The 895-nt window shown below is 38.9% G+C and carries 1 protein-coding gene; it reads left to right on the forward strand.

What is annotated here, in order from left to right; translation table 11 throughout:
- On the forward strand, window positions 1–895 hold an 895-nt coding region (locus NC99_RS07290; RefSeq protein ID WP_053181598.1), incomplete at both ends, for a transposase.

An 895-nucleotide genomic window follows, 5' to 3' on the forward strand; every position in this document is an offset into this window, starting at 1 on the left:
TTTATCCTATTCGTGTTTCCATTCAAACCCGAAGGGATGAGATTAAAAGCACCAATGATGTACTGATTGACACAACCGCTCAAGAGAAAAATATCACCTACCCAACTGATGCAAAACTTCTGGTAAAAGTAATTAAACGATGTAATAAGATTGCTAAAGCTGAAGGTGTAGAACAGCGTCAGAGCTACAAAAGCACTATGAAAAAACTCTTGTTAAAGCAACGCTTTGCTCATCATCCAAAACGGAAGAAAGAAGCGGCTGCTGCTTTACGCAAACTACGAACTATTGCAGGACGGTTGGTTCGGGAGTTGGAACGAAAGCTGGATCAGGATGCTTTGGAACAATATGAAGAGGTCTTGCAAAACTGCAACAAGATAGTCACTCAAAGGAAAAATGACAGTAATAAAATTTACAGCTTACACGAACCAGAAACAGCATGCATTGCAAAAGGCAAAGCTCACAAGAAATTTGAATTTGGCTCAAAAGTTTCTTTTGCAGTTGTACCAAAGATCAACATCATCGTTGGAATCAAAAATTTTAATGGAAACCCTAATGATACATCAACACTTGAACCAGCTCTGGAAAACATTGAAAAGGTCAGCAAAATAAAATTTAAGAATGCGATCGTGGATCGAGGTTACAAAGGTAAAAAGATGGTTCGTGATACAATTATTGTCACACCAAGGCCACCTTCTTCGAGGCAGCCTTATACCAACAATACAATGCGTAAGAAGTGTAAATCAAGAGCTGCAGTTGAACCCGTTATTGGGCACACAAAATATGGAAACCGAATGATCAAAAATTATCTGAAAGGAATTGCTGGTAACTCCATTAATGCCAATCTGGCCGCTGCAGGCTTCAACTTCAAAGGATTACTTCGGAAAATCAAAGAAGA

It is taken from the genome of Sunxiuqinia dokdonensis (genome assembly GCF_001270965.1).
Lineage (GTDB): Bacteria > Bacteroidota > Bacteroidia > Bacteroidales > Prolixibacteraceae > Sunxiuqinia > Sunxiuqinia dokdonensis.